The following is a 21,984-nucleotide window of genomic DNA, read 5'->3' on the forward strand; positions in this document are numbered from 1 at the left end:
TAGGTTAAGAAAGATGCCCCAATATATAAAGAATTCTGTTATCAAGTGTATCCTTTGGTACTTCTATCAATTTATACCCGAAATTTTTATATGTTTCCTGTAAATGAGCAGCAATTAGTTCTGCCTGCTCATAACTTTCATAGCGGGCATCGTCAGCAACATATATTTCGCGCCAGGACGGTAAAAAAAATATTTTGGTATATCGGTATTCTTTACATGCATCATCAAAAAAAGAGGGGTAGGCATCGCCTATGTAGTGCATATATGCAAGTACATCGGGCAGCCCCCTGTCTATAAATACAATATTGCTTGTATCGTTAACCGCAGCCGCATATTGCTTTTTTCTTCCTTCAAGAAGAAGCTCGCTAAACAGCAATGGCTTTTCCAGAAAAAGTTGTTCTATACCTTGTTTACGTGCTTCAAGAGTCACCTCTCGCGATATTTCCGGATAACAGGTATATCCTTTCTGCTCAAGGTGCTTTATAAGGGTTGTTTTTCCGGAGCCCGGTCCGCCAATTATTACTACTATTTCTTTAGCCACAATTTCTTTATAAAGCAACAAATTTACTTAAACGTATATTATAATAAAAATGTCTGGTATAATTAGGCAAACAGAAAATAAAACCATTTTAAAAGATATTACGTAGTATATACATTATGAATAAAAATTCGACATTAAAAGCAGATATCATTCATTTACCTACCTTATGAGTAGTCAACCACTTAGAGTAAAGCACTTAGGGATAAAGTGAATAATAATGTATTTGTTAATTATTAACCTAAAGAAAATGTTCAAATGTTTTGTTGTTTTAAAAATATATATATTTTTGCTGCAGAATTAAATCCCAAAAGTATGAGAAAGTTATTTTTAAATTTGTATGTTTTTGTTTTCCTTTTAGCCAGTGATTATGCATTGTTTGCTCAACCTGGAACTGGAGGTGGCGGTACCGGATCTGACACAGATGATGGAAATGCGGAAGGTGATAATGACCCTGTGGCTCCTATAAACACGAAACTTATATTATTGGCTATTGTTGCTATAGGTTTTGCATATTACTATTTCTCAAAAAGAAAGCAAGAGAAACTTACTTCAAACTAATTGCCGAATTGTAATTAATGATATAAAAAAGAGGGATATTTAAATATCCCTCTTTTCCCGTTGATGTTAACTCAATATTATGGTTTAATCAACAAATCGCTCAAGTATGCTATATTCATTACTCAATTCTATATAATAGCAACCTTGAGGTATCTCAATATCCATTTCAGATATTTCATATTCTGAATAACCTCTCTGCATCAACTCTTTAGTGGTATTCATAATTACAGGTTCATCACCTACATAATACAAATTCTCATCAGAGCGAATAATCTCAGATATAGTACCTGAAATTCCATAGTCCATAGAATTATAGCGTAACTCTTTTTCAAGCTCGTCATTAGACAGCTTGTTTAACCAAGATTTAAGATCTTTTAATTTCATTAGCCGTAAAGTTAATTTTTAGGGGAGCGGGGGCTCGTTTAAAATAATGCGATAAATATATATAATATAATAATAACTTAATAGCATATTGAAAAAAATTTGTAACATATTAGTGAGCAACATTCAGATAATGAGTATATAATGAATTTTTAAATTCAAATACAATTTTATAGTTGGCTTTTGTGTTATAAACACAAAACTAAATCGATTTGTTACGGCATTAATTTTGTAAGCAAATTAGATAATTATGAATAAAATTGATTACAAACATATTGCCTTTCATACCATAGTAGCATTCTACTTTATTTGGTTTATTGTGTTTACCATATTAAACATTATGGCATTGGTAAATTTTTTTGGAGAAATGAACAATGTGCTAAATGATATGCTGATGACACTTATATTACTGAACTTCTTTATGGGTACTGCCCTATTGTTAGTCTTTAAGCTATTCCGAAACAAATCAATATTAGATAAAATTATAAAATACAGTTTCGGGGCTATGTCAGTACTCTCGGTAACTACAGTTTTGGTAATAAAACTTAAACTTTGAAAATTGTCCTTTAACAAAAACATAACACATAATAATTCGGTTCATATATTGCGGTATAGTCTCACAAAGTAGCCGTATAGCATATTTTAAAACAAAAGTAGTATGCATGCCGGTTTTTTAGGGAAGTTACACCGTAAAGCGTATATTTGCCTATAATTTACTTAGTACATGGATAAAAAAAGTGAAGAATTTTACAAAAGGTTAAAACAAGAATTATCAGATTCAACCATTTGGCCCTCAGAATATTTATTTAAATTTATAGTCCCAACCGATACTGAAAAGATATTACAAATAGAAAATGCTTTTAACGGAATAGGGGCTGTTATAAAAACCACTAAGTCTAAAAACGGTAACTATACAAGTGTCTCTGTAGATGTAAAAATGCAAAGCTCGCAATCTGTAATAGACAAGTATATAGAACTTTCCTATATTGAGGGGATAATTTCACTATAACATTTTCAAAACAAAATATGCAATATACACCGGAAGAAGCAGTAACGTATTTAGAATATAACTCCGAAAGGGTACACCTCATAATCCCTGAATATGGCAGGCATTTACAAAAACTGATTGATCAAGCCTCAGCCATAGAAGACAGAGAAGAACGTAATAAAGCTGCTAAATATATAATATCAGTAATGGGCAGCCTTAACCCACACTTGCGCGATGTACCCGATTTTCAGCACAAGCTTTGGGATCAGATATTTATAATGTCTGACTTTAATTTGGATGTAGATTCTCCCTACCCTATCCCCTCTAAAGAAATGCTGACACAAAAGCCCGAAAGACTTGAATATCCTCAAAACTTTCCTAAATATCGCTTTTATGGCAACAACATTAAATATATGATAGATGTAGCCAACAAATGGGAAGAGGGAGAACTTAAAAATGCACTTATTATGGTTATAGCCAACCATATGAAAAAATCATATTTAAGCTGGAATAAGGATACTGTGAAAGATGAAGTCATTTTTGAGCATCTGCTGGAACTGTCCGGAGGAACAATAAACCTGCTGAAAACTGAAGAAGAGCTTTCTAACTCTTCCGATTTAATGAAAGTAAACAAAAAGCTGAGTAATAAAACACAGTTTATCAGCAACAGTGCAAAACAAAAATCACATCGGTCTAACGCCGGCGGAAAAAACAACCAAAATAATAAAAACAGAAAATCCTAATTCTTTAAAGCAGCATGGGAACATTTAAAATTGAAGGAGGAGTACAATTACATGGTGAAATTACCCCACAGGGAGCAAAAAACGAAGCATTACAGGTATTATGTACTGTATTGCTAACGTCTGAAAAAGTAACCATTACTAATATACCCGATATAATTGATGTAAACAAACTCATAAATTTACTTCGAAACCTTGGCGTAAAAGTAGAAAAACTGGCACACGGTTCTTATACTTTTCAGGCAGATGAAGTAGATGTTGACTATTTAAAGTCAGAAGCGTTTAAAGAAGAAGGAAAAGCATTAAGAGGCTCTATAATGCTGGTAGGACCGCTACTGGCACGTTTTGGCAAAGGCTACATCCCTAAGCCGGGAGGCGATAAAATAGGCAGACGAAGACTTGATACCCATTTTGAAGGCTTCATTAATCTTGGTGCAAAATTCCGCTATAATAAAGAAGACTCATTTTATGGTGTAGAAGCCGATAGGCTTAAAGGTACCTATATGCTGCTTGACGAAGCATCAGTAACCGGAACGGCTAATATTGTTATGGCTGCCGTGCTTGCCGAAGGCAAAACCACCATATACAACGCAGCCTGCGAACCTTACCTGCAACAGCTATGCAAAATGCTGAACAGCATGGGTGCAAAAATTACAGGTATAGGCTCTAACCTATTGGAAATAGAAGGTGTAGAAAAACTGGGCGGATGCGAACACAGGATACTGCCTGATATGATTGAAATAGGTAGCTGGATAGGTCTTGCTGCAATGACACAAAGCGAAATAACTATTAAAAATGTAAGCTGGGATAACCTTGGTGTGATACCCAATACTTTCAGAAAACTGGGTATAACACTGGAGCGCAGAGGTGATGATATTTATATACCAAAACATCCTGACGGTTACGAAATACAAAATTATATAGACGGTTCCATACTCACCATAGCCGATGCGCCCTGGCCGGGCTTTACTCCCGACCTGTTAAGTATTATATTAGTAATAGCTACACAAGCGAGAGGCAGCGTATTGATCCATCAAAAAATGTTTGAAAGTCGTCTTTTCTTTACGGATAGACTAATTGATATGGGTGCAAAAATTATATTGTGTGATCCGCACAGAGCTACTGTTATAGGACTTGATTTTAAATCGCAGTTAAAAGGAATACAAATGTCTTCTCCTGATATCCGTGCGGGAGTATCGCTGCTTATAGCGGCACTTTCGGCTAAGGGTACAAGCATCATTCAAAATAGCGAACAAATAGACCGAGGGTATGAAAGAATTGATGAAAGGCTAAGAGCGCTTGGGGCTAAAATTGAGAGGATAGACTAACGTTATTTTTCACATATATAAAAAGGAGCTGTCTCAAAAGTGCCATTCTGAACGTAATGAAATGGAGTGAAGAATCTTAATTATTTGTATAAGAGATTCTTCCTTCGTCAGAATGACAAAAATGCTTATTTAAGCACTTTTGAGACAGCCCCTTTTTTTATTTGTTAGCTACTATCAATCCAGTATATCTAAAAATTTAAGACCGAAAATAATCCCATCAGTCTGGAAACCATTTTGGTACGAACGAACATAGTCAACACGCAGCATTTTAAACTTGCCTAAACCTATATTATCAAACCCTGCGGTAAATTCGCTATAAGGTTTATAATCAGGCGTTGAGATTTGGTGATATCCCACTACAAGATTCCATTGCAGTAAATTCAGTAAAGGGAGTTTATTCATAATATAACCTTTAAAGTTATGCTCTGCATGCAATTCCAAATACTGGTCGTTAGTACTATGGCTATAGTAAGGCAGTAGGTTAAAAACATTCAGGTAGCTCTGCCCGTTACCTACATGGGTTTGATTACCATTAAAGTGTTTATAATCTATAAACGCTATATTATCGGCATTAAAAAACTTACCTCCTTTTACGTTTATACCAAAATTACCTTTGTTACCCAATGTAGTATTATAAGTAACACGTCCTGCAAGGAAATCATACTCATAATTACTTTCGCTCGCTGCAAACCCTTTTTGGTACATTACCAAAATTGTAGGATAATTACGGCTGCTTACAGGAATTTTACCATCAGGGCGGGTTATGTATTTCTGCCCAAATCTCATGCTGGCTACGATACTTGCTTTCATTAAGTGGTGTTTTTCAAAAGCAGGAGCATCTGCACCGGGAGCTAAAGGATTGTTAGATGTATAACTATCACTGTCTTTTATTAAAACATAATCGGTATTATTCGTTAAAGGTCGTCTTCGGGTATATTCCACACTTGCCAAAGCATTAAGCCCTGTAATTACCTCCTGCCCATACTGTGCTTTGGCAAAAGTATTATCATACAGCTTCATGTAATTATCTTTAAAGAAAAGCGTCCTAACAGTATTCATCAATTTACTTATAGGCTCGGCAGCATTATATTGCTCAGCAGCATTACCTCCCGAAAGGTATAATGCAGCATTGTTATCTCTGTTAAAAAGATGCGTAAAACGCCCCGAAACACGAAGCCTGTCTTCGGCTATACCATAATCAAAATTTGCACCCAAGTATGTTGACCTGCCTGTATCTTCATCATATTTTGAAAAAGAAAGATTCGTATTGAAATTCCACCCTTGTACGGTATTGAATCCAAAATTAGAAAGTCCTAATAAACCATCATAGCTGAAACGCCATTTTTTAAATGAATTGCGATAAGTATAACCCCCTATTACATCAAACACACCAAACTTATTGTTTTTCTTATCTATAGAGTCAAGATAGGTTTGCGAAGTATGCAGGGTTTGTATGCTGTCTTTCTTTACATAATCGGTAACCTCTTCTTCGGTAAGAGGTACAGGGCGCATTTTATTCCAGTACAAAGAGTCTTTTTTATTAGAATCCTCTTCTATATACACAACCTCCTTACCAAAAGTACCTTTATCAAAACTGTCATGAAATACATAATTAGTATATACATGGGTAAACTTACCGGTAAAGGTTATACCTAATAATCCTGCCTTGAAATCGAAGGTTTGCGAGTTTTTAGCCCATATCCTGTTATTGGTGTTATAGCTGAAATTTTGTTTTAAATTCAGGGTTTCCATTATAGGTTGCTGTACCCTGTATCCTTTTATATCAAAATCTACCGCCGAGATAGCCCAACTGTTTTCTACTATATATATATAACCTTCAACCACCGGCTCTTTGTCGCGTCGTGGTATTACTTTTATTTTATTTATCTGAGTTTCGTTTTCATCAAAAAAACTGCCTTCAAAAGAAAACTTATAATAATTAAAAGCATTATCTGCCAATGGCGAAACCAAATTAATTCCAAATTTCACATAATTATCATAAAAGCTGTATGAAGTACCTAAAGCCGTGTTGTAGCTAAACCCATTATCGTTACCACTTATTTTGGAAGCTATTATACGCTCTTTAAGATTATTCGGTTGCTCAAATGTGATTTTAGATACGGTTTCCGAGAGGTATATAATACCACTTCCTGTACTGTCCAGTATGCTCTCCTCCTCATCTTCTACCTTTATACCCATTATTTTTTTGGGAACATCTTTTACCCTGAAAAGACCTTTTGAGTAAAAATCGGCTTCAAACTTTCCTGTTTTTGCCGAGTTTTCTTTTTTACTGGCTATAGCACTGCGGATTATGGCATTTGCCGGGTTTTCTTTATTTGAAATTACCACTTCATCCAACTGATAGGTTTCATCCTGCAAAGTAACATTTAGCACATACGGAAAAGCTGTGATAGTAACACTCGCTTTCTTTGTTTTATACCCTATAGACTGAAAAAGCAATGTATAACTACCTGTTTTCCTGATATTCAGTTCATACTCCCCATTTTCGTTGGCAGTAGTGCCGGTATAAGTATTCTCTACCGTTATATTTACAAAAGGTATGGGTTGCCCGTCAGAGGAGATTACTTTTCCTTTAATTTGCGAGTGGGCTGTAACGCTAAGTAACAGTAAGAATATGGTGATAAATTTGTTCATGGTGTGTTTATATTGGTTGTTGTATGGATAGACGAAGTAATTTTACAAAAGGTTGCATTGCCCGTAAACTAAGTTACGCTTTATTCTATAATGCTGTATTTAAAGTTTAAGCCCAAGCATTACACCATCGGTAACAAAGCCGCCTTGGTAAGCACGTACATAATCTATCCTCAGCATTCTGAATTTACCAAAGCCAAAACTATCGAATCCTGCAGTAAATTCATGATACGGTTTATTATCGGGGGTGGCTATGGCGTGGTAGCCCAATACTAAGTTCCATTGCAGCAAGTCCAGTAACGGTATCTTGTTCATTACATAGCCTTTAAAGTTATGCTCTGCATGTACCTCTAAAAAAGAATCGTTGGTGCTGTGGGTATAATAAGGCAACAGGTTAAAAGCATTAAGGTAGCGTTCGCCATCATTAATATGGGTTTGATTTCCATTAAAATGCTTATAATCAACAAAAGCAATATTTTCGGCATTAAAAAATTTACCTGTTTTAACACTAATACCAAAATCGCCTTTATTGGCAAACTTATCCGTATAAGTAGCACGCAAGCCGATAAAATCGTACTCATAGTTTTTTTCACTCGATGCAAATGCTTTTTCATACATAAAGTAGATACCCGGTTCATTACCCTCTGTAGCAGCAGTCCATGTGTTTGGATTAGAGTAATAATAGCTTTGTTTACTAAATAATCGTATCCCTCCTCCTAGGTTTGCCTTTACCAGTGTATGCTTCATAAAAGGGGCAGTAGTATTATCAAAAGGGGTTAACGGATTGTTTGATGTAAAGCTGTCACTATCCTTTATCAATACATAATCAGTATTGTTAAATAAAGGTCTGCGTCTCAGGTACTCCATGCTCCCCGTAAGTTTCAGCTTTTTAAAAATATAGCGGGTATGATGTACCTTTGCAAAAGTTTTATCATACAGTTTCATATAATTATTTTTAAAAAACAAGGTACTCACACTATTTATAATAGGCGAAATGGGTTCGGATTCGTTAAACTGTTCCGCCTTATTACCTCCTGAAAAATAAAAGGTACGCTTACCAATACGTAAAGGAAACTCACCCCACACCCTCAGGCGATCCTCAGCTATGCCATAATTAAAATAAGCAGATGCCGAATAGCTGCGCTTTTTTTCTTTTTGATACAGGCTAAAGGATAACCCTGTATTAAAGTTCCAGCCCTGTACGGTATTATAATTGGGTATATCCAGCATACCATCATAAGTAAAGTTAAAACCTGTTTCGGTATTACGGTAACTGTACCCCGTTAATACATCGAATACTTTAAATCTATGCTCATTAGTTATTACCGAATTATTGACAGTTTTAGCTTTATGTGACGCTATGCTGTCTTTCTTGGCATAATCTTCTTTTTCATCTTCAGATAGCGGTACGGGTCTGGTTGTTGCCCAGTATAAAGAGTCTTTTGTAGTAGCATCTTTCTCAAAAATAAGTGTTCCTTTTGCAAAAACTTCTTTGTCAAAAGCATTATGAAAAACATAATTGTTGTACACATGGGTATATCGCCCGGACACACCCATGCCGAGCATACCTGCGCTAATATCAAATGTTTGCAGGTTTTTTGCCCAAATGTCGTTATCAGCATTATAACTAAAAGTTTGCTGAACCCTCAGCGTTTCGAGTACCGGTTCTCTAAGCCTGTATCCTTTTAAAGAAAGGTCAACGGCATATATTGTCCAACTATCATCTGCAATATAGATGTAACCTTCAAAAACAGGCTCTTTATCCCTGCGGGGTATTACTTTAATTTTGCTTATATTATGTCCGTGTTCATCAGTAAAGCTGCCTTCATATTTATAACGGTAATAGTTTAACGCTACTTTTGCAATAGGCGAAATCATAGGTACATCATAGTCAAAATCCATATAATCTTCATAAAAATTATATTGGGCTTCGCGGGCACTGTTATAGCTATACCCATTATTGTTGCCACTTACTTTAGAGGCTATGATATTTTCTTTAAGCTTATCCGGATACTGAACGGTAATGTGCGATACCGTTTCGGAGAGTGCTATAATACCGCTGCCTGTAGAGTCGAGGCTGGCTTCTTCGGGCATTTCTACTTTAATTCCCATTATTTTTTTGGGGATATTCTTCGCCCTGAAAATACCTTTCGAATAAAAATCAGCCTCATAATGTCCCGTTTTCTCAGCATTTTCTTTTCGGTGTGCTATTGCTTGCCTAATAATAGCATAGGCAGGGTCTTCTCCTTGTACTATAACAACTTCGTTTAACTGATATGCCTCATCTTCCAGCGTTACATTCAACACATACGGAAATGTGTTAACATCTATAGGTATTTGCTTAGTACGAAAACCTATAGACTGAAATTTGAGCATGTATTTAGCGGGGGTTTTTATATTGAGTTCATACACACCCTGGTCGTTAGATGAAGTGCTGTTATACGTGTTTTCAATTAAAATGCTTACCGCAGGAATCGGCTGCCCGTCTGATGATGTTATTTTACCTGTTATTTGCGAATAACACAGAACGTGGCATAGCAGCAATAAAGTGGTAACAATTTTGTGCATAATTAGTTATTAGTGGTCGGTTAAATTACCTAACGAACAAAACTAACTTTTCTTACAAGTTTTACAACAAGTTTTTCAGTATTGTTATATACCAATATTTAATATTCATCAGTAAATTATAATTAACATAATACGACAGCCATTTGTTTTGCCTTATCTTTGGGTAAATAATTTACAATGAATACAATACAGAATCTGAAACTTGCGGTGCTTATAGATGCCGAAAACGTACCTCATGCTAACATCAAAGGCATGCTGGAAGAAATTACAAAATATGGTACTCCTACTACCAAGCGTATATATACTGACTGGACAAGCCCGAGGATGTCGAACTGGAAAAAAGTACTGCTTGAAAACGCCATTACACCCATACAACAATACAGCTATACCAAAGGAAAAAATGCTACCGACAGTGCCATGATAATTGATGCTATGGATATATTGTATTCCGGTAGAGTAGATGGTTTTTGCATCGTATCGAGCGATAGCGATTTTACGCGGCTTGCCACTCGCCTGAGAGAAGCGGGTATGAAAGTAATAGGTATAGGCGAGAAAAAAACACCTACTCCTTTTATAACTGCCTGTGATAAGTTTATATATCTCGAAATTATTGAAGCAGAAGACACTGCCACAAATACTACGATAAATAAAAAGGCTGTTAGCGACAATAATGAAGAGAAAATAACAGCTAAACCAAAAGAAACGCTTAGTAAAATTGACAGACGATTAATCAACCTTATACGAAACAGTGTTAACGATCTTGGGGACGAGGACGGCTGGGCATTTCTGGGCGACTTGGGTAATATAATCCTGAAAAAACAGCCTGATTTTGACCCACGTAATTACGGGTTCTCTAAAATGCTGCCACTTATAAAAAGCATAAACAGCTTTATAGTAGATGAACGAGAAACGGGAAAAGCGAATATAAAGCACGTTTATGTAAAGAACAGGTAATAAAAAAGTGAAAAAGATTAAAGAAGCACTGCTGCGCAAAGAAAGCAGCATAAACAAAGTGCAGTATGATAAAGAATGGTTTTATTCCATAAAAGATATGGCAGATTACCTGAACGAAGACCTCACGGGAGTAGAGTACATACACCTGCCAATGGTTAGAGACGGAGTAACCTTTACCGTTAAATGTGCCACTTGGGAAGATATACAGCGCATTTTACAAAAAGAACCTTTACAAGAATTTAAAGGCAGTATACTTAAAAATAAAACAGTACCAAAGGGCAACAAATAGTGCAATATTTTTGTTGGAATACTATTTGATAATTACATGATATGGATTTCAATAAAATAATACACAAAGTTACTCCTGCTTACCATGATGTTAGGCAGAATGTAAATAAACTTCGGTTTTCGCATCCCGGTATGCCCGCAAGCGAAATGTCGCGACTTTATATTAAAAAAATCAGGAATAAATACACATCGGTAGGTGCCGTTACAGCATTACCGGGCATTATCCCCGGGCTGGGTACTGCAACACAAATTGCGGTAGAGGCAGGCTCTATATCTGCCGATTTAGTATTGATGCTACGCTGGATGGCGAGCATTTGCTATGGCACATCATTAATTTACGGCAGGGATATAGAAAAAGAATTTGAAACTGAATTTACCATTGTGTTAGGTATATGGTCGGGTGTTATTAAAACTGGCGATACAACAGCCATCAGAAGTACTGCTATTACTACCGCCCATTTTGATAAACATTTTAATGACAGGCTTGGCAATAGAGTAAATCAAAAAATAGGTCAAAAACTGGTAGCCACATATGGCAGCAAGCGAGGTGGCGCAGCTTTGGGTAAGCTAATTCCTTTTGGTATAGGTGCTGCTGTTGGCGGTACTTTCAATTATGTAACTATGAAAAGTTTCGGGAAAGTTGCTGATGATTATTTCAAGTCACATCAGATTATAATGTAATAATGCAGTCAATATATCATTTGCCTCACTTTATTTCGTATATTTACCGTAAACAGTTACAAATGATAAAGTTCAATATAAATGATGAGGTATATATAGCAGGCAAATTTGGCTTAAAAACGCCTATATATGTTTGGAAAATAAACCATGAAACTAATGGCGATATAACCTATACATGCTCTGCAAGTAAGGGTAAAGATGAAAAATCGTACACAATCAATCAAATATATTACCTCTCGGAACTGTATTAAATAAAGTAGTTATTCCTCTTTCTTTCTTTCCTTTTCCGGATCATGCTCATTCATACGCTTCCATGCTTTCATTGTCATTACGAAAAGTTCACTTTTTTCGCAATCCCAAATTGAAATATTTTCTTTTGAAATCACATAATGCTGATTCCAGTTTGTATGGGGGCAATACAACATCAGTGTACAAATATCGGTCGCAGTAATAAGATCGCCTGTTTCCTCCAGATGATTATGCATTGTTGTGGTTTCATCAGGGTTATCACTATATTCAATGGGTATTATATTTTTATGTAATGCTTTCTTTTCTTTAACCCTGTTCTTTTTATCAAATGTAATCAGGTAATCATTCCCAAAAACTACTACTCCATTAACTACAGGTCCTGTCAATATATATACTTTTTTCTCCTTACCTGTTATTAGCGGTATGTAATTATAGTTTGTATTATTATAATGCTTAAATGTAATAGTATCGGTAAGTGATTCTTCAACAGCCTTTTGCCTGATTATATAGAGATCGTTTTCATGAGGAGTCATCTTCCTGTATGTAGTATCAATTTTGGCTGCCTCCGGTATAAAAGTATCATCAAAACTTATGCTTATTGCAACACCGGGAGTAGATTTTTTATCAAAAAACAGGCAGGTATGCATTTTATTTTCAGTATAAGAAATGTAGCCCCCTACTGAATTCAGTTTTTCAGGATAATATTGCATTACCATATCCGTACCGCTCCAAGAAGCCTTTTCCGAATTATACATCAGCCAAGCTTCCGCTAGTACTTCATCTTTATTTTGGGCATTCAAATTAATTGCAAAAAATAATACAGTAAAAAATGACACTATTCTAATCATAATATAATTAATTAAGAGCAAGCAATATATGAATTGTTTATAAATAAAAATCAAAAAAATAACCCTTGCTTACAGCGGCGAGGGTTATTTTTATTTTGTAAAGTATTGCTATTAGTACAAAGTATCAGTAAGGCTTCTTTTTTTATAGGCAGCATTATCTTTCTTATCGGCAACGTCGTCTTTTTGGTCATGACCTTCTACTTTCACAATTTTATTATATATACCCAATAATAAAAAAGGTGCTGCCCATTGCCCTACAAAAAGAGCTGTTTTTTCTTTTCCTGCTACTTTTAATGTTGCCGAAGCTGCCATTGAACCTAATGCAGCCCATAAAAATAAATCGGAAGGAAGCTTTGATGTCTGGTTTTCAATAGCTTTTGCTACTTTACCTTCGGTGTGGTCTTTTTGGATTGTCATAATTCAATGTTTTTATTTATTTAGTATATAATTCTGAACAACTATTTGAACAATGTAAAGTTAGCCATCTTTAAAAGGAGTAAATCACAGCAATATGTTAATTAGTGGTAAGGTTACGTTAAACATCAGGCAATTAGTTTTTTGTATATTTACGGTAATAAAACTGTAACTATGAAATTTACTCTTATACTTCTGCTATGCCTGATAACAGTAACAGGATGCAAAACAAAAACTGCCGATGCAGTCCCCGAAACATTTAGTACCACATCAGAAAAAGGGTTGGCAATAGGAACTATAACCTTTGAAGGCGAAAAGCCTGTTAATGACATATACCGCTTTTTTTATGAGCCGACATCCGGCGATAAAAAATTTATGCGTCAAAACGACGGTAAAATAGAAATTAAAGCCCGAGTTAATAATGAACCTGCCTATAACGGCGATTTTGATAACAAGAAAACGTATCTTTTTGTTATAGAGTGCGAACCCGGCAATTATGCATTTACACAATATAACTATCTGGATCATATAGGTTATACAGGCACGGTAAGCAACAGTAAAAAATTTGCTATACCTTTTGATATTAAAAAAGGTGAAATAACTTATATTGGCGAGCTTACCTATATTGAAAATGCGCAGCCGGGAAGCCCAAGAATTGTTATATGGGATAAATTTGACCGGGATAAAAAAGAGTTTAAGAAAAAGTATCCTGCTATCAACTGGGATGCTGCCCATAATAATACTGTGAAAAAGGGCGATACAGGCGAGGGAATAATTGACTTTATGGAGCAATAAAAAGCAATTATTAATAATTCATTTTTTTAGTTTATTTTATAAACTATTCATCAATAAAATAAGGCTTAGTAGTTAAAGCAGCAAACTTTAACACACAACATAATATTTTATTCAATCATCTTTCCTAACTTTATAAGAACTAAACTTATAAACGCTTATGGAAAAAATTACTTATGACGGAATGTGCAACTTCATTATCGAAAATGAACTTACGGATAGCGTAGCCATCACACTACATCCCGACAATTTTGACGCTCTTGTTATGGATTACCTTGACATTAACGGTAATCAAATAGAGCGTCCGTTCGAAATTTTGGGAATTGAAATTATGCAGGATAACACCGGAAGTGTGTCTAAAAGCAAAATTAATTTATTGAATGTAGTATGATTAAGTCCGTTAAATCAAGCTTACATCTAACAAATCCCGTCTTATAGACGGGATTTGTGTTTTATAGAAACAATAAAATAACATACATATCTAATAAAAATATTTATTTTTGCGCCCATAAAACATGAAGAGGCATGAAAAGGATGAATGTAAGTGTTGAGAGTGTGATGCGTTTTATAATTGACAACGAGTTGACAGATAGTGTAGCGATAGTGCTGCATCCTAATAGTTTTGACGCGCTGGCTATAGACTATATTGCCATTAATGGCAATATAGAAAGACCATTTGAGGTTTTAGGTATTAAAATACTGGAAGATACTTCCGGTGAGGTATCCAGAAACCAAATTCATACTATCAAAATTTAAAACGTAAAAAATCCCGTCATAATGACGGGATTTTTCTTATTTATTCAATTGCGCTATCAGTTCATCGAGCGATACTGCTGTCTGCTCTCCCGTAGCGAGGTTTTTTAAGGTAAACTTATTACCACTCATTTCCTCAGCTCCTGTAAGCACAGCATACGGTATGCCCCGTTTATCGGCGTGCTGAAACTGTTTGCCTATTTTTACAGTATCAGGATACAACTCTACCTTGCAGCCCGCGTTGCGCAGCTTCTGTATCGCCTTCATGCTGTATAACGCCTCGGCATCGCCAAAATTAATAAACAATGCTTTGGTAGCCTCAGTAACCGTATCCGGGAAAAGCCCCAAGTCTTCAAGCACAAGGTAAATCCTGTCAAGACCAAAGGATATACCCACCCCACTCATATTTTTAAGTCCGAAAATACCCGTAAGGTCGTCATACCTGCCACCACCACCTATAGAGCCCGTAGCCACTCCTTCGGGAGCAGTAACTTCGAATATCGCTCCGGTATAATAATTAAGTCCGCGCGCTAAAGTAACATCAAGGTCAAGTACTGATTGGTTAAGCCCTACTTCCTGAACCGTATCACAGATGAAACGCAGTTCCTCAACTCCTTTCATTCCTTCTTCAGACGATGCAAGTAGTTGCGACAATTTATCCAGCTTTTCGTTTATACTGCCCGTAAAGTTGAAAAGCGGTTGTACTTTTGTTATTGCCTCATCGGTAATGCCCTTTTCCAGCATTTCTTTCTTTACACCGTCCTCGCCTATTTTGTCGAGTTTATCCAACGCTACCGTAAAATCAATCAATTTATCTTTTGCCCCGATGACCTCGGCAATGCCCGAAAGTACTTTACGGTTATTAATTTTAATCGTAACACCTGCCAATCCGAGTGTAGCGAAAACACTGTCGTATAACTGTACTAACTCTACCTCTTGCCACAGCGAGGTACTGCCCACTACATCGGCATCGCACTGGTAAAACTCTCTGAAACGTCCTTTTTGCGGACGGTCAGCCCTCCATACGGGCTGTATTTGGTACCGCCTGAATGGGAACTCAATATCATTTTGATGTTGCACTACATAGCGGGCAAAGGGTACGGTAAGATCATACCGTAATGCTTTTTCAGATATTTGCGAAGTCAGTTTAACACTGTCTTTGTTTGCTAAAAATGTTTCATTGGCTTTCGCCAGATAATCACCACTGTTTAATATCTTAAAAATAAGCCTGTCACCCTCTTCGCCATATTTCCCCATAAGGGTTTCCGAGTTTTCAAAAGATGGGGTTTCAATAGGCTGAAAACCAAAAGTTTCAAAATGATGTTTTATTGTCGATATGATATATTGACGCTTAGCCACCTCTGTGGGCGAAAAATCTCTTGTACCTTTTGGAATTCCGGGTTTTTGTGCCATCTTTTTAAATCTTAATTTTTGTTAAGCAAATATACGCATTGAGGCTCTAAGATTATGCCTTTACAATTCAAGATTATACATTCTCCTGAAATTTTACCCCCGAAACCTAAAACAATTTGTGTAATTTAGTGGCATTAAAAAAGCAGCTTATGTTTAACCTGTTCAGGGAAAATACCAAAATAGCACTGGGTTCTATCCGCAGCCAGCTATTACGAACTATATTAACGGTAGCCATCATAGGCATCGGTATTTTTGCACTGGTGGGCATTCTTTCGGGGGTAGCCGTTTTAAAGAGTACCATAACCGGAAATTTTGCCAGTATGGGTACTAACACTTTCTCTATAAGCCGTTATGATTTTTCTGAACAGATAGGGCGCAATAATGGGCAGGAAAAGGTAAATGCCATTATTTCGTACCCACAGGCGAAAGAATTTCAGGAACGGTATAACTTCCCTACTGCTGCTGTTTCATTATCTTTTACAGCAGCAAGCAGTGCTGAAGTAAAACATTTGAGTGAGAAAACAGACCCCGAAATAACCATATTGGGTGTTGATGAATACTTTATGCCCAACTCCGGACTGGAAACTACCAAAGGCAGGAACTTTAATACATTCGATATTCAAAACAATAATAATGTTTGTATAGTGGGTTCTGATTTTGAGAAAGGACTACTTAAAGATATGAACCCTATAGATAAAACCATATCCATAAGAGGAGCTCGTTTTAAGGTTATAGGTGTGCTTAAGGAGCAGGGCTCTACTTTTGGCAACCGTAAAGATTTAAGGGTACTGATACCTATACAGCTGGCACGTTCGCTTTTTACAGCGCCTAATATTGATTATGAGATAAAAACAATGGTGGGCAATAATGATATGCTGGATGCTGCGGTAGATGAAGCCATTATTACCATGCGGCAGGTGCGCAGGTTAAATCCTGTGGAAGATGACAATTTTGGTATAGAGCGTAGCGATGAGCTGTTGGAAACATTGATTTCGCAAACCGACACGCTTAGTATAGCCGCTTGGGTTATCGGTATTATTACCGTATTTGGTTCCTCTATAGCATTAATGAACATCATGCTGGTATCGGTAACCGAGCGTACCCGCGAAATTGGCGTACGAAAATCGCTTGGCGCGAAAAAAACCACCATTGCCATGCAGTTTTTTACCGAAACACTTATTATCAGCCTTATAGGCGGTGCAGTAGGTATTTTCCTTGGAGTTCTTACAGGCGGTGTGGGTTTATCGCTTGCTATGGGAGTATCATTCCCTATACCGTGGGGAGCTATTTTTGCTGCGCTTGCTACTATTTTAATAGTAACAATATTCTCAGGCTCATACCCTGCTGTTAAGGCTGCTGCACTGGATCCTATAGAGGCACTTCGTCACGAATAATTAAAAGTAACTTATAAAACAGCTCCTATCATCCTGTTGTTACCATACAGGTCTTTTCTTATCTCAACATTTTTATAATGGTACTCCTCCAACATATGGGCGGTTTCCTTACCTAAATATTGATTGATTTCAAAGTATAATTTTCCGTTTGTTGTAAGGCTTTTTTTTGCTAATACTGCTATTTTTTTGTAAAACAATAATGGGTCATTATCTTCTACAAAAAGCGCAAGGTGCGGTTCGTAGTCCAGCACATTACTTTTTATTTCCTGCTTTTCCAGATGGCGCACATACGGCGGATTGGAAACTATAACATCAAATTGTTGAGGCAATTCCTCAGTAGTTAGAATATCTTTTTGCCAAAATGTAACATTGGTATTATTGGCTTTGGCATTTTCCTGTGCTACCTTCAACGCTTCCGCAGAAACATCTATGGCATATACCGTTGCATTGGGCAGGTTTTTAGCCAGTGCTATAGCAATGCAACCACTACCTGTACCAATATCCAGTATGTTTATTTTGCCTTTATCGGTATTCTCTTTTATTATCCACTCTACCAGTTCTTCGGTTTCAGGTCGGGGTATAAGCGTGCTTTCATTTACCTTTAGTTCCAGTCCGTAAAAATGAGCTGTACCAAAAATATACTGTATGGGCTTTTGCTTTTTTAGTGCATGTAAAACAACATCCCATTTTGCAACCTCATCGGCGGTCAACTCAGCATCAGGATTCAGGGCAAGGTCAACACGTTGCCAACCTTTCAGGTTTTCGAGGGTAATGGTAAAAAAACGCTCTGCCTCCATACTGTCAAATAGTGGAGTAAGTTGCTCTAAAAAATTAGCTCTATATGCTTTTAGTTTCATTTTTTAATCGTTTGCTAATTTTTTCAACATCCACACCGGGCAGGAGCTATGCCCTGTGTTACCCATAGGAGCATCAAGGTACTCAAAACCATATTTTTTATACAGCTTTTGCGCAGCCAGCATATAGGGCATCGTTTCGAGGTAGCAGTTTGCAAAACCAAAATTACGTGCGCTTTCCAGGCAACGCTCCATCATCTTGGCTCCAATACCAAATCCTCTTGCTTCTTCCAAAAAGTACATTTTTTGTAACTCACAGGTATCAACAGCCCCGTTTTCCAGCGGTGCAATACCGGCTCCGCCAATAATAGTTCCCTCCTGCTCTACCACAAAATATACGGAGCTTTTTTGATTGTAGGTTTTATACATACAGTCCAACGAAGCATCGGCATAGGCTGTGCCTACTTTGGGCACATTATGTTCAATAAGCACCTGACGTATTACCTTTGCTATGGCAGTATCATCGGCAGGCTCAATTTTTCTTATTAATGTATTCATAGAACAAAACTACTACTATTTGCGGATTTTGTAACTTTACACTTTTGTAAATATCAATGACTCACGAACTATACATGCGACGTTGCCTGGAACTTGCTGCTAACGGGCTAAGGGCAGCCATGCCCAACCCTTCGGTTGGTGCGGTACTGGTACACAATAACCGTATTATTGGCGAAGGCTATACTTCGCCATACGGCGGAGCGCATGGCGAGGTAAACTGCATTAACTCGTTAAAGCCCCAAGACAGGCATCTCATACGTGAGGCTACGTTATATGTAAGCCTCGAGCCATGCAGCCATTATGGTAAAACACCGCCATGCTGCGACTTGATTATACAACAGCAGATACCTGACATTGTTATTGGTACGACAGACCCACACGAGAAGGTAGCGGGCAACGGAATACGCAAACTGCGCGAAGCGGGTAAAAATGTTACCGTAGGTGTTTTAGAAAAAGAATGCCGGGAATTTAACCGACGTTTTTTTACTTTTCATGAAAAGAAGCGACCTTACATTATATTGAAATGGGCAGAAAGTGCCGACGGTTATTTAAGCCCAAAAACGAAAGACAGTAAAAAGCCGGTGTGGATAACCAACCCCTATTCGCGACAACTGGTGCATAAATGGCGTAGTGAGGAAATGGCAATACTGGTAGGTACACAAACGGTTATTGACGATAACCCGCAACTGGATGTACGCGACTGGGCAGGTATAAGACCTGTAAGGATAATATTGGACAGAACTAACCGAATAGGCAGTGACTATGCCGTTAAAAACGGTAAAGTAAAATCTGTATTTTTAACAGAGCAAACCGATTTAGCAAGTAGTGAAAATTTACTATACGAAACTATTTCTTTTGATGATAATCTTGCTCAAACTATAAGCGATATACTCTACAAGCATAATCTGCAATCGGTTATTATTGAGGGAGGGCAAAAGACCCTTCAAACTTTTATAACTGCCAACCTGTGGGATGAAGCTCGCGTTTTTAAAGGTACTGCCTCTTTTGGAGAAGGTACTGAGGCCCCATCGATACAAGGTACAATCATCAAAAAGCAAATGATAGTAAATGATGAGTTGTTAATTTATAAAAACAGTTAAATTATTCAGTCTTTTCTTTTTTGCTCTTTATAGCTGCAACAAGTGTATTGTGGTCATCGGTATAAAACAATAATTTTCTCTCTTTAGGTAACCTGCCGTCAAAATCTTCTTTTAATAAAAAGCAGCTTATTTTTTCTACCTCCGCCTGGTCATCCGGTCCTATAACATACATAGCTATGGTGTTAGCATCTTTCATAATGTAAGAGAACTTAACGGCATCTTCCTTGCCCAACATTTTATTTACGGCATCCATCATATCGCCGGCAAGGGATTTATCTTCATCAGTATAGGTATAACCTTTATTACGAATGGTTTTTAAGTCCATAACTTCAAAACCTGTAATTTCTATACCGCAATATTTTTCTTTTGGCTCTTCTTGTTTCTTATTGCAATTGACAAGTGTAAAACAAGTTATTAGTACCAGTAAAGTTTTAATTGTTGTTTTCATGGTAATGTTTATATTCTTTAAATTATACAAATCCTGTTTAAATTTTATTTATTAAAAAAATAATCAATAAGTATTATACTCAACATAATTCCAGCTACAAAACAGCACGCCAATAAAAATATTTTTGTTGCTTTTCCATTTAAAGTAGTCGAGCTTCTCTGTATATTATTGTCCTGAACTATTTTACTTATCTGTTTACTGTTTGTTTTTAAAAACACATATTTCCTGATATACTCCTCGCTAAAAATCTCATTTTCATCAACTTTAAACCAAATATCATTTTTAATAAGTTCTGATTCGAAAACAATCATATCGCTAAATGAAACATCCAGCATAAAGCAGCTTTCAGTATTATTTACCTTTTCCATAAATCAGATCAAGATTTGAAGATATTAAATTTGAGATATAAAGATAAGGGTTTTGCATATAAGTATCCAAAAAAATACCTTTGCAGCACTCATGGAAAACGATACGTATAAAACTCTTGCCGCCACAGGCGAAGAAACGCTGTTTAAAGAAAAAAACAGTAAGTTTTTCGGCTATGCTTTTCCTGTTACTACCGAAGATGAGGTAAAAACAATACTGGAAGAGCTACGCAAAAAACACCACTCGGCGCGCCACTGGTGTTATGCCTACCAAATAGGGGTAGAAGATGTACACTACCGTGCAAATGACGATGGAGAACCCAACAATTCGGCAGGTATGCCCATTTACGGGCAAATACAGTCGTTTGAGGTGACTAATGTGCTTATAGTGGTAGTTCGTTACTTTGGCGGGGTAAAGCTCGGCGTAGGGGGTCTTATATCAGCTTATAAAACTTCGGCGCAAATGGCACTTGAAGCTTCTGATATTATTGAAAAAACAATTGATGTACATTACACGCTGAAATTTAGTTATCAAAACATGAATAAGGTAATGCGGGTTATTAAGGAAAAAAATCTGGATATTATAGCGCAAAAAATGGAAATGGATTGCGAAATAGTAGTGAGTACTCGAAAACAAAATGCCCCAATGGTACTTGAGGCATTTACTAATTTATATGAAATAGACATTAAATAAGTTTCCTTTTTTAGTGAATATTTAAAAAATAAGCTTCTCTTTTACATAATCCGGGGGTACTACAGGGCGTCCTGTTTTCATATCTACAAACACCAAAACTGAGTTGCCCGTTGTTAATAACTCATCACTTTCATTATAGATTTCGTAATCAAATTCTATCTTAACTGACTCTTGCTTTTTAAAGATGGTTTTTATTGTTAAGAGATCGTCATACCGTGCAGGTTTTTTAAAATTTAACGTTAAGCTAACAACCGGGAGCATAATTCCGGCTTCCTCCATAAAACGATAACTAAGTCCCAGATTTCTAAGCCATTCCACCCTTCCCATTTCAAAATATTGTGCATAATTACCATGATACACTACGCCCATTTGATCGGTTTCTGCATAGCGTACTCTTACTTGAATTTGAAAATTTTTCATATTTTTATAACGTTAATTTTATCTTAATTTTTCTTAAATAAGACTTACGATTTTTTTTTAAAA

General features: G+C 36.5%; 27 protein-coding genes. 15 read left to right on the plus strand and 12 right to left on the minus strand.

The window, feature by feature from the left end:
- Positions 1-4: 4 nt before the first annotated feature.
- Entirely contained in the window at positions 5-541 is a 537-nt protein-coding gene (locus E0W68_RS03130; protein WP_135217958.1) for an AAA family ATPase, read from the minus strand.
- Between the two features lie 312 nt (positions 542-853).
- On the opposite strand from E0W68_RS03130, the gene E0W68_RS03135 reads away from it, so the two are divergent.
- The gene (locus tag E0W68_RS03135; RefSeq protein ID WP_135217959.1) at positions 854-1,099 is read left to right on the plus strand and encodes a hypothetical protein; all 246 of its coding nucleotides are present in this window, start codon (positions 854-856) and stop codon (positions 1,097-1,099) included.
- A gap of 84 nt (positions 1,100-1,183) precedes the next feature.
- On the opposite strand, the gene E0W68_RS03140 is transcribed toward E0W68_RS03135, so the two are convergent.
- Complete coding sequence (locus E0W68_RS03140; RefSeq protein ID WP_135217960.1) at positions 1,184-1,405, minus strand: hypothetical protein; 222 nt, start codon at positions 1,403-1,405, stop codon at positions 1,184-1,186.
- Between the two features lie 325 nt (positions 1,406-1,730).
- Between E0W68_RS03140 and E0W68_RS03145 the strand changes: the two genes are divergently transcribed.
- The 4 genes from E0W68_RS03145 to murA all read left to right on the plus strand — a co-directional run bounded on the left by E0W68_RS03145 (position 1,731) and on the right by murA (position 4,536).
- Positions 1,731-2,036 carry a hypothetical protein gene (locus E0W68_RS03145; RefSeq protein ID WP_135217961.1) on the plus strand — a complete coding sequence of 102 codons (306 nt, stop codon included), beginning with the start codon at positions 1,731-1,733 and terminating at the stop codon, positions 2,034-2,036.
- A gap of 168 nt (positions 2,037-2,204) precedes the next feature.
- A complete protein-coding gene (locus tag E0W68_RS03150; RefSeq protein ID WP_135217962.1) occupies positions 2,205-2,489 on the plus strand; it encodes a DUF493 family protein in 285 nt (94 codons plus the stop codon).
- 17 nt (positions 2,490-2,506) lie between these two features.
- Positions 2,507-3,211: a DUF4290 domain-containing protein gene (locus tag E0W68_RS03155; protein WP_135217963.1), complete on the plus strand. Its 705-nt coding sequence runs from the start codon at positions 2,507-2,509 to the stop codon at positions 3,209-3,211.
- A gap of 14 nt (positions 3,212-3,225) precedes the next feature.
- A complete protein-coding gene (gene murA, locus E0W68_RS03160; protein WP_135217964.1) occupies positions 3,226-4,536 on the plus strand; it encodes a UDP-N-acetylglucosamine 1-carboxyvinyltransferase in 1,311 nt (436 codons plus the stop codon).
- A gap of 174 nt (positions 4,537-4,710) precedes the next feature.
- On the opposite strand, the gene E0W68_RS03165 is transcribed toward murA, so the two are convergent.
- Positions 4,711-7,191: a DUF5686 and carboxypeptidase regulatory-like domain-containing protein gene (locus E0W68_RS03165; protein WP_135217965.1), complete on the minus strand. Its 2,481-nt coding sequence runs from the start codon at positions 7,189-7,191 to the stop codon at positions 4,711-4,713.
- Between the two features lie 99 nt (positions 7,192-7,290).
- Positions 7,291-9,756: a DUF5686 and carboxypeptidase regulatory-like domain-containing protein gene (locus E0W68_RS03170; RefSeq protein ID WP_135217966.1), complete on the minus strand. Its 2,466-nt coding sequence runs from the start codon at positions 9,754-9,756 to the stop codon at positions 7,291-7,293.
- Between the two features lie 177 nt (positions 9,757-9,933).
- On the opposite strand from E0W68_RS03170, the gene E0W68_RS03175 reads away from it, so the two are divergent.
- From E0W68_RS03175 to E0W68_RS03190, 4 genes are all read left to right on the plus strand, one after another.
- The gene (locus E0W68_RS03175; protein WP_135217967.1) at positions 9,934-10,710 is read left to right on the plus strand and encodes an NYN domain-containing protein; all 777 of its coding nucleotides are present in this window, start codon (positions 9,934-9,936) and stop codon (positions 10,708-10,710) included.
- Between the two features lie 7 nt (positions 10,711-10,717).
- A complete protein-coding gene (locus E0W68_RS03180; protein ID WP_135217968.1) occupies positions 10,718-10,999 on the plus strand; it encodes a hypothetical protein in 282 nt (93 codons plus the stop codon).
- A gap of 41 nt (positions 11,000-11,040) precedes the next feature.
- Positions 11,041-11,679: an EcsC family protein gene (locus E0W68_RS03185; protein ID WP_135217969.1), complete on the plus strand. Its 639-nt coding sequence runs from the start codon at positions 11,041-11,043 to the stop codon at positions 11,677-11,679.
- Positions 11,680-11,741: 62 nt separating this feature from the next.
- Positions 11,742-11,930, plus strand: a complete 189-nt coding sequence (locus tag E0W68_RS03190; protein WP_135217970.1) for a hypothetical protein — start codon at positions 11,742-11,744, stop codon at positions 11,928-11,930.
- A gap of 9 nt (positions 11,931-11,939) precedes the next feature.
- Here the strand turns inward: E0W68_RS03190 and E0W68_RS03195 are convergent, their stop codons facing one another.
- Positions 11,940-12,776 (minus strand): hypothetical protein, encoded by an 837-nt coding sequence (locus E0W68_RS03195; protein ID WP_225990329.1) that lies wholly within the window; start codon positions 12,774-12,776, stop codon positions 11,940-11,942.
- 111 nt (positions 12,777-12,887) lie between these two features.
- Positions 12,888-13,193, minus strand: coding sequence for a hypothetical protein (locus E0W68_RS03200; RefSeq protein WP_202922656.1), 306 nt, complete (start codon positions 13,191-13,193; stop codon positions 12,888-12,890).
- A gap of 171 nt (positions 13,194-13,364) precedes the next feature.
- On the opposite strand from E0W68_RS03200, the gene E0W68_RS03205 reads away from it, so the two are divergent.
- From E0W68_RS03205 to E0W68_RS03215, 3 genes are all read left to right on the plus strand, one after another.
- A complete protein-coding gene (locus tag E0W68_RS03205; protein ID WP_135217972.1) occupies positions 13,365-13,985 on the plus strand; it encodes a hypothetical protein in 621 nt (206 codons plus the stop codon).
- A 157-nt stretch (positions 13,986-14,142) separates the two neighbouring features.
- Complete coding sequence (locus E0W68_RS03210) at positions 14,143-14,373, plus strand: hypothetical protein (RefSeq protein ID WP_135217973.1); 231 nt, start codon at positions 14,143-14,145, stop codon at positions 14,371-14,373.
- A 134-nt stretch (positions 14,374-14,507) separates the two neighbouring features.
- Positions 14,508-14,738, plus strand: a complete 231-nt coding sequence (locus E0W68_RS03215; RefSeq protein ID WP_135217974.1) for a hypothetical protein — start codon at positions 14,508-14,510, stop codon at positions 14,736-14,738.
- A gap of 36 nt (positions 14,739-14,774) precedes the next feature.
- On the opposite strand, the gene hisS is transcribed toward E0W68_RS03215, so the two are convergent.
- Positions 14,775-16,148, minus strand: a complete 1,374-nt coding sequence (hisS, locus tag E0W68_RS03220; RefSeq protein WP_135217975.1) for a histidine--tRNA ligase — start codon at positions 16,146-16,148, stop codon at positions 14,775-14,777.
- A gap of 149 nt (positions 16,149-16,297) precedes the next feature.
- Between hisS and E0W68_RS03225 the strand changes: the two genes are divergently transcribed.
- Entirely contained in the window at positions 16,298-17,542 is a 1,245-nt protein-coding gene (locus tag E0W68_RS03225; RefSeq protein ID WP_135217976.1) for an ABC transporter permease, read from the plus strand.
- Between the two features lie 11 nt (positions 17,543-17,553).
- On the opposite strand, the gene prmC is transcribed toward E0W68_RS03225, so the two are convergent.
- Positions 17,554-18,399 carry a peptide chain release factor N(5)-glutamine methyltransferase gene (gene prmC, locus E0W68_RS03230; RefSeq protein WP_135217977.1) on the minus strand — a complete coding sequence of 282 codons (846 nt, stop codon included), beginning with the start codon at positions 18,397-18,399 and terminating at the stop codon, positions 17,554-17,556.
- Positions 18,400-18,402: 3 nt separating this feature from the next.
- On the minus strand, positions 18,403-18,894 hold the full coding sequence (locus E0W68_RS03235; protein WP_135217978.1) for a GNAT family N-acetyltransferase: 492 nt from the start codon (positions 18,892-18,894) through the stop codon (positions 18,403-18,405).
- 56 nt (positions 18,895-18,950) lie between these two features.
- Here E0W68_RS03235 and ribD point away from each other — a divergent pair, with 56 nt between their 5' ends.
- On the plus strand, positions 18,951-19,994 hold the full coding sequence (gene ribD / locus E0W68_RS03240) for a bifunctional diaminohydroxyphosphoribosylaminopyrimidine deaminase/5-amino-6-(5-phosphoribosylamino)uracil reductase RibD (protein ID WP_135217979.1): 1,044 nt from the start codon (positions 18,951-18,953) through the stop codon (positions 19,992-19,994).
- A 1-nt stretch (position 19,995) separates the two neighbouring features.
- Here ribD and E0W68_RS03245 read toward each other — a convergent pair whose 3' ends face one another.
- On the minus strand, positions 19,996-20,442 hold the full coding sequence (locus tag E0W68_RS03245; RefSeq protein WP_135217980.1) for a hypothetical protein: 447 nt from the start codon (positions 20,440-20,442) through the stop codon (positions 19,996-19,998).
- Between the two features lie 44 nt (positions 20,443-20,486).
- Positions 20,487-20,810 (minus strand): hypothetical protein, encoded by a 324-nt coding sequence (locus tag E0W68_RS03250; RefSeq protein ID WP_135217981.1) that lies wholly within the window; start codon positions 20,808-20,810, stop codon positions 20,487-20,489.
- A 91-nt stretch (positions 20,811-20,901) separates the two neighbouring features.
- Between E0W68_RS03250 and E0W68_RS03255 the strand changes: the two genes are divergently transcribed.
- Positions 20,902-21,501, plus strand: coding sequence for an IMPACT family protein (locus E0W68_RS03255; protein ID WP_135217982.1), 600 nt, complete (start codon positions 20,902-20,904; stop codon positions 21,499-21,501).
- Between the two features lie 21 nt (positions 21,502-21,522).
- On the opposite strand, the gene E0W68_RS03260 is transcribed toward E0W68_RS03255, so the two are convergent.
- On the minus strand, positions 21,523-21,921 hold the full coding sequence (locus E0W68_RS03260; protein ID WP_135217983.1) for an acyl-CoA thioesterase: 399 nt from the start codon (positions 21,919-21,921) through the stop codon (positions 21,523-21,525).
- Positions 21,922-21,984 lie beyond the last annotated feature (63 nt).

Source organism: Flavobacterium salilacus subsp. salilacus, from assembly GCF_004634195.1.
Classification (GTDB): domain Bacteria; phylum Bacteroidota; class Bacteroidia; order Flavobacteriales; family Flavobacteriaceae; genus Flavobacterium; species Flavobacterium salilacus.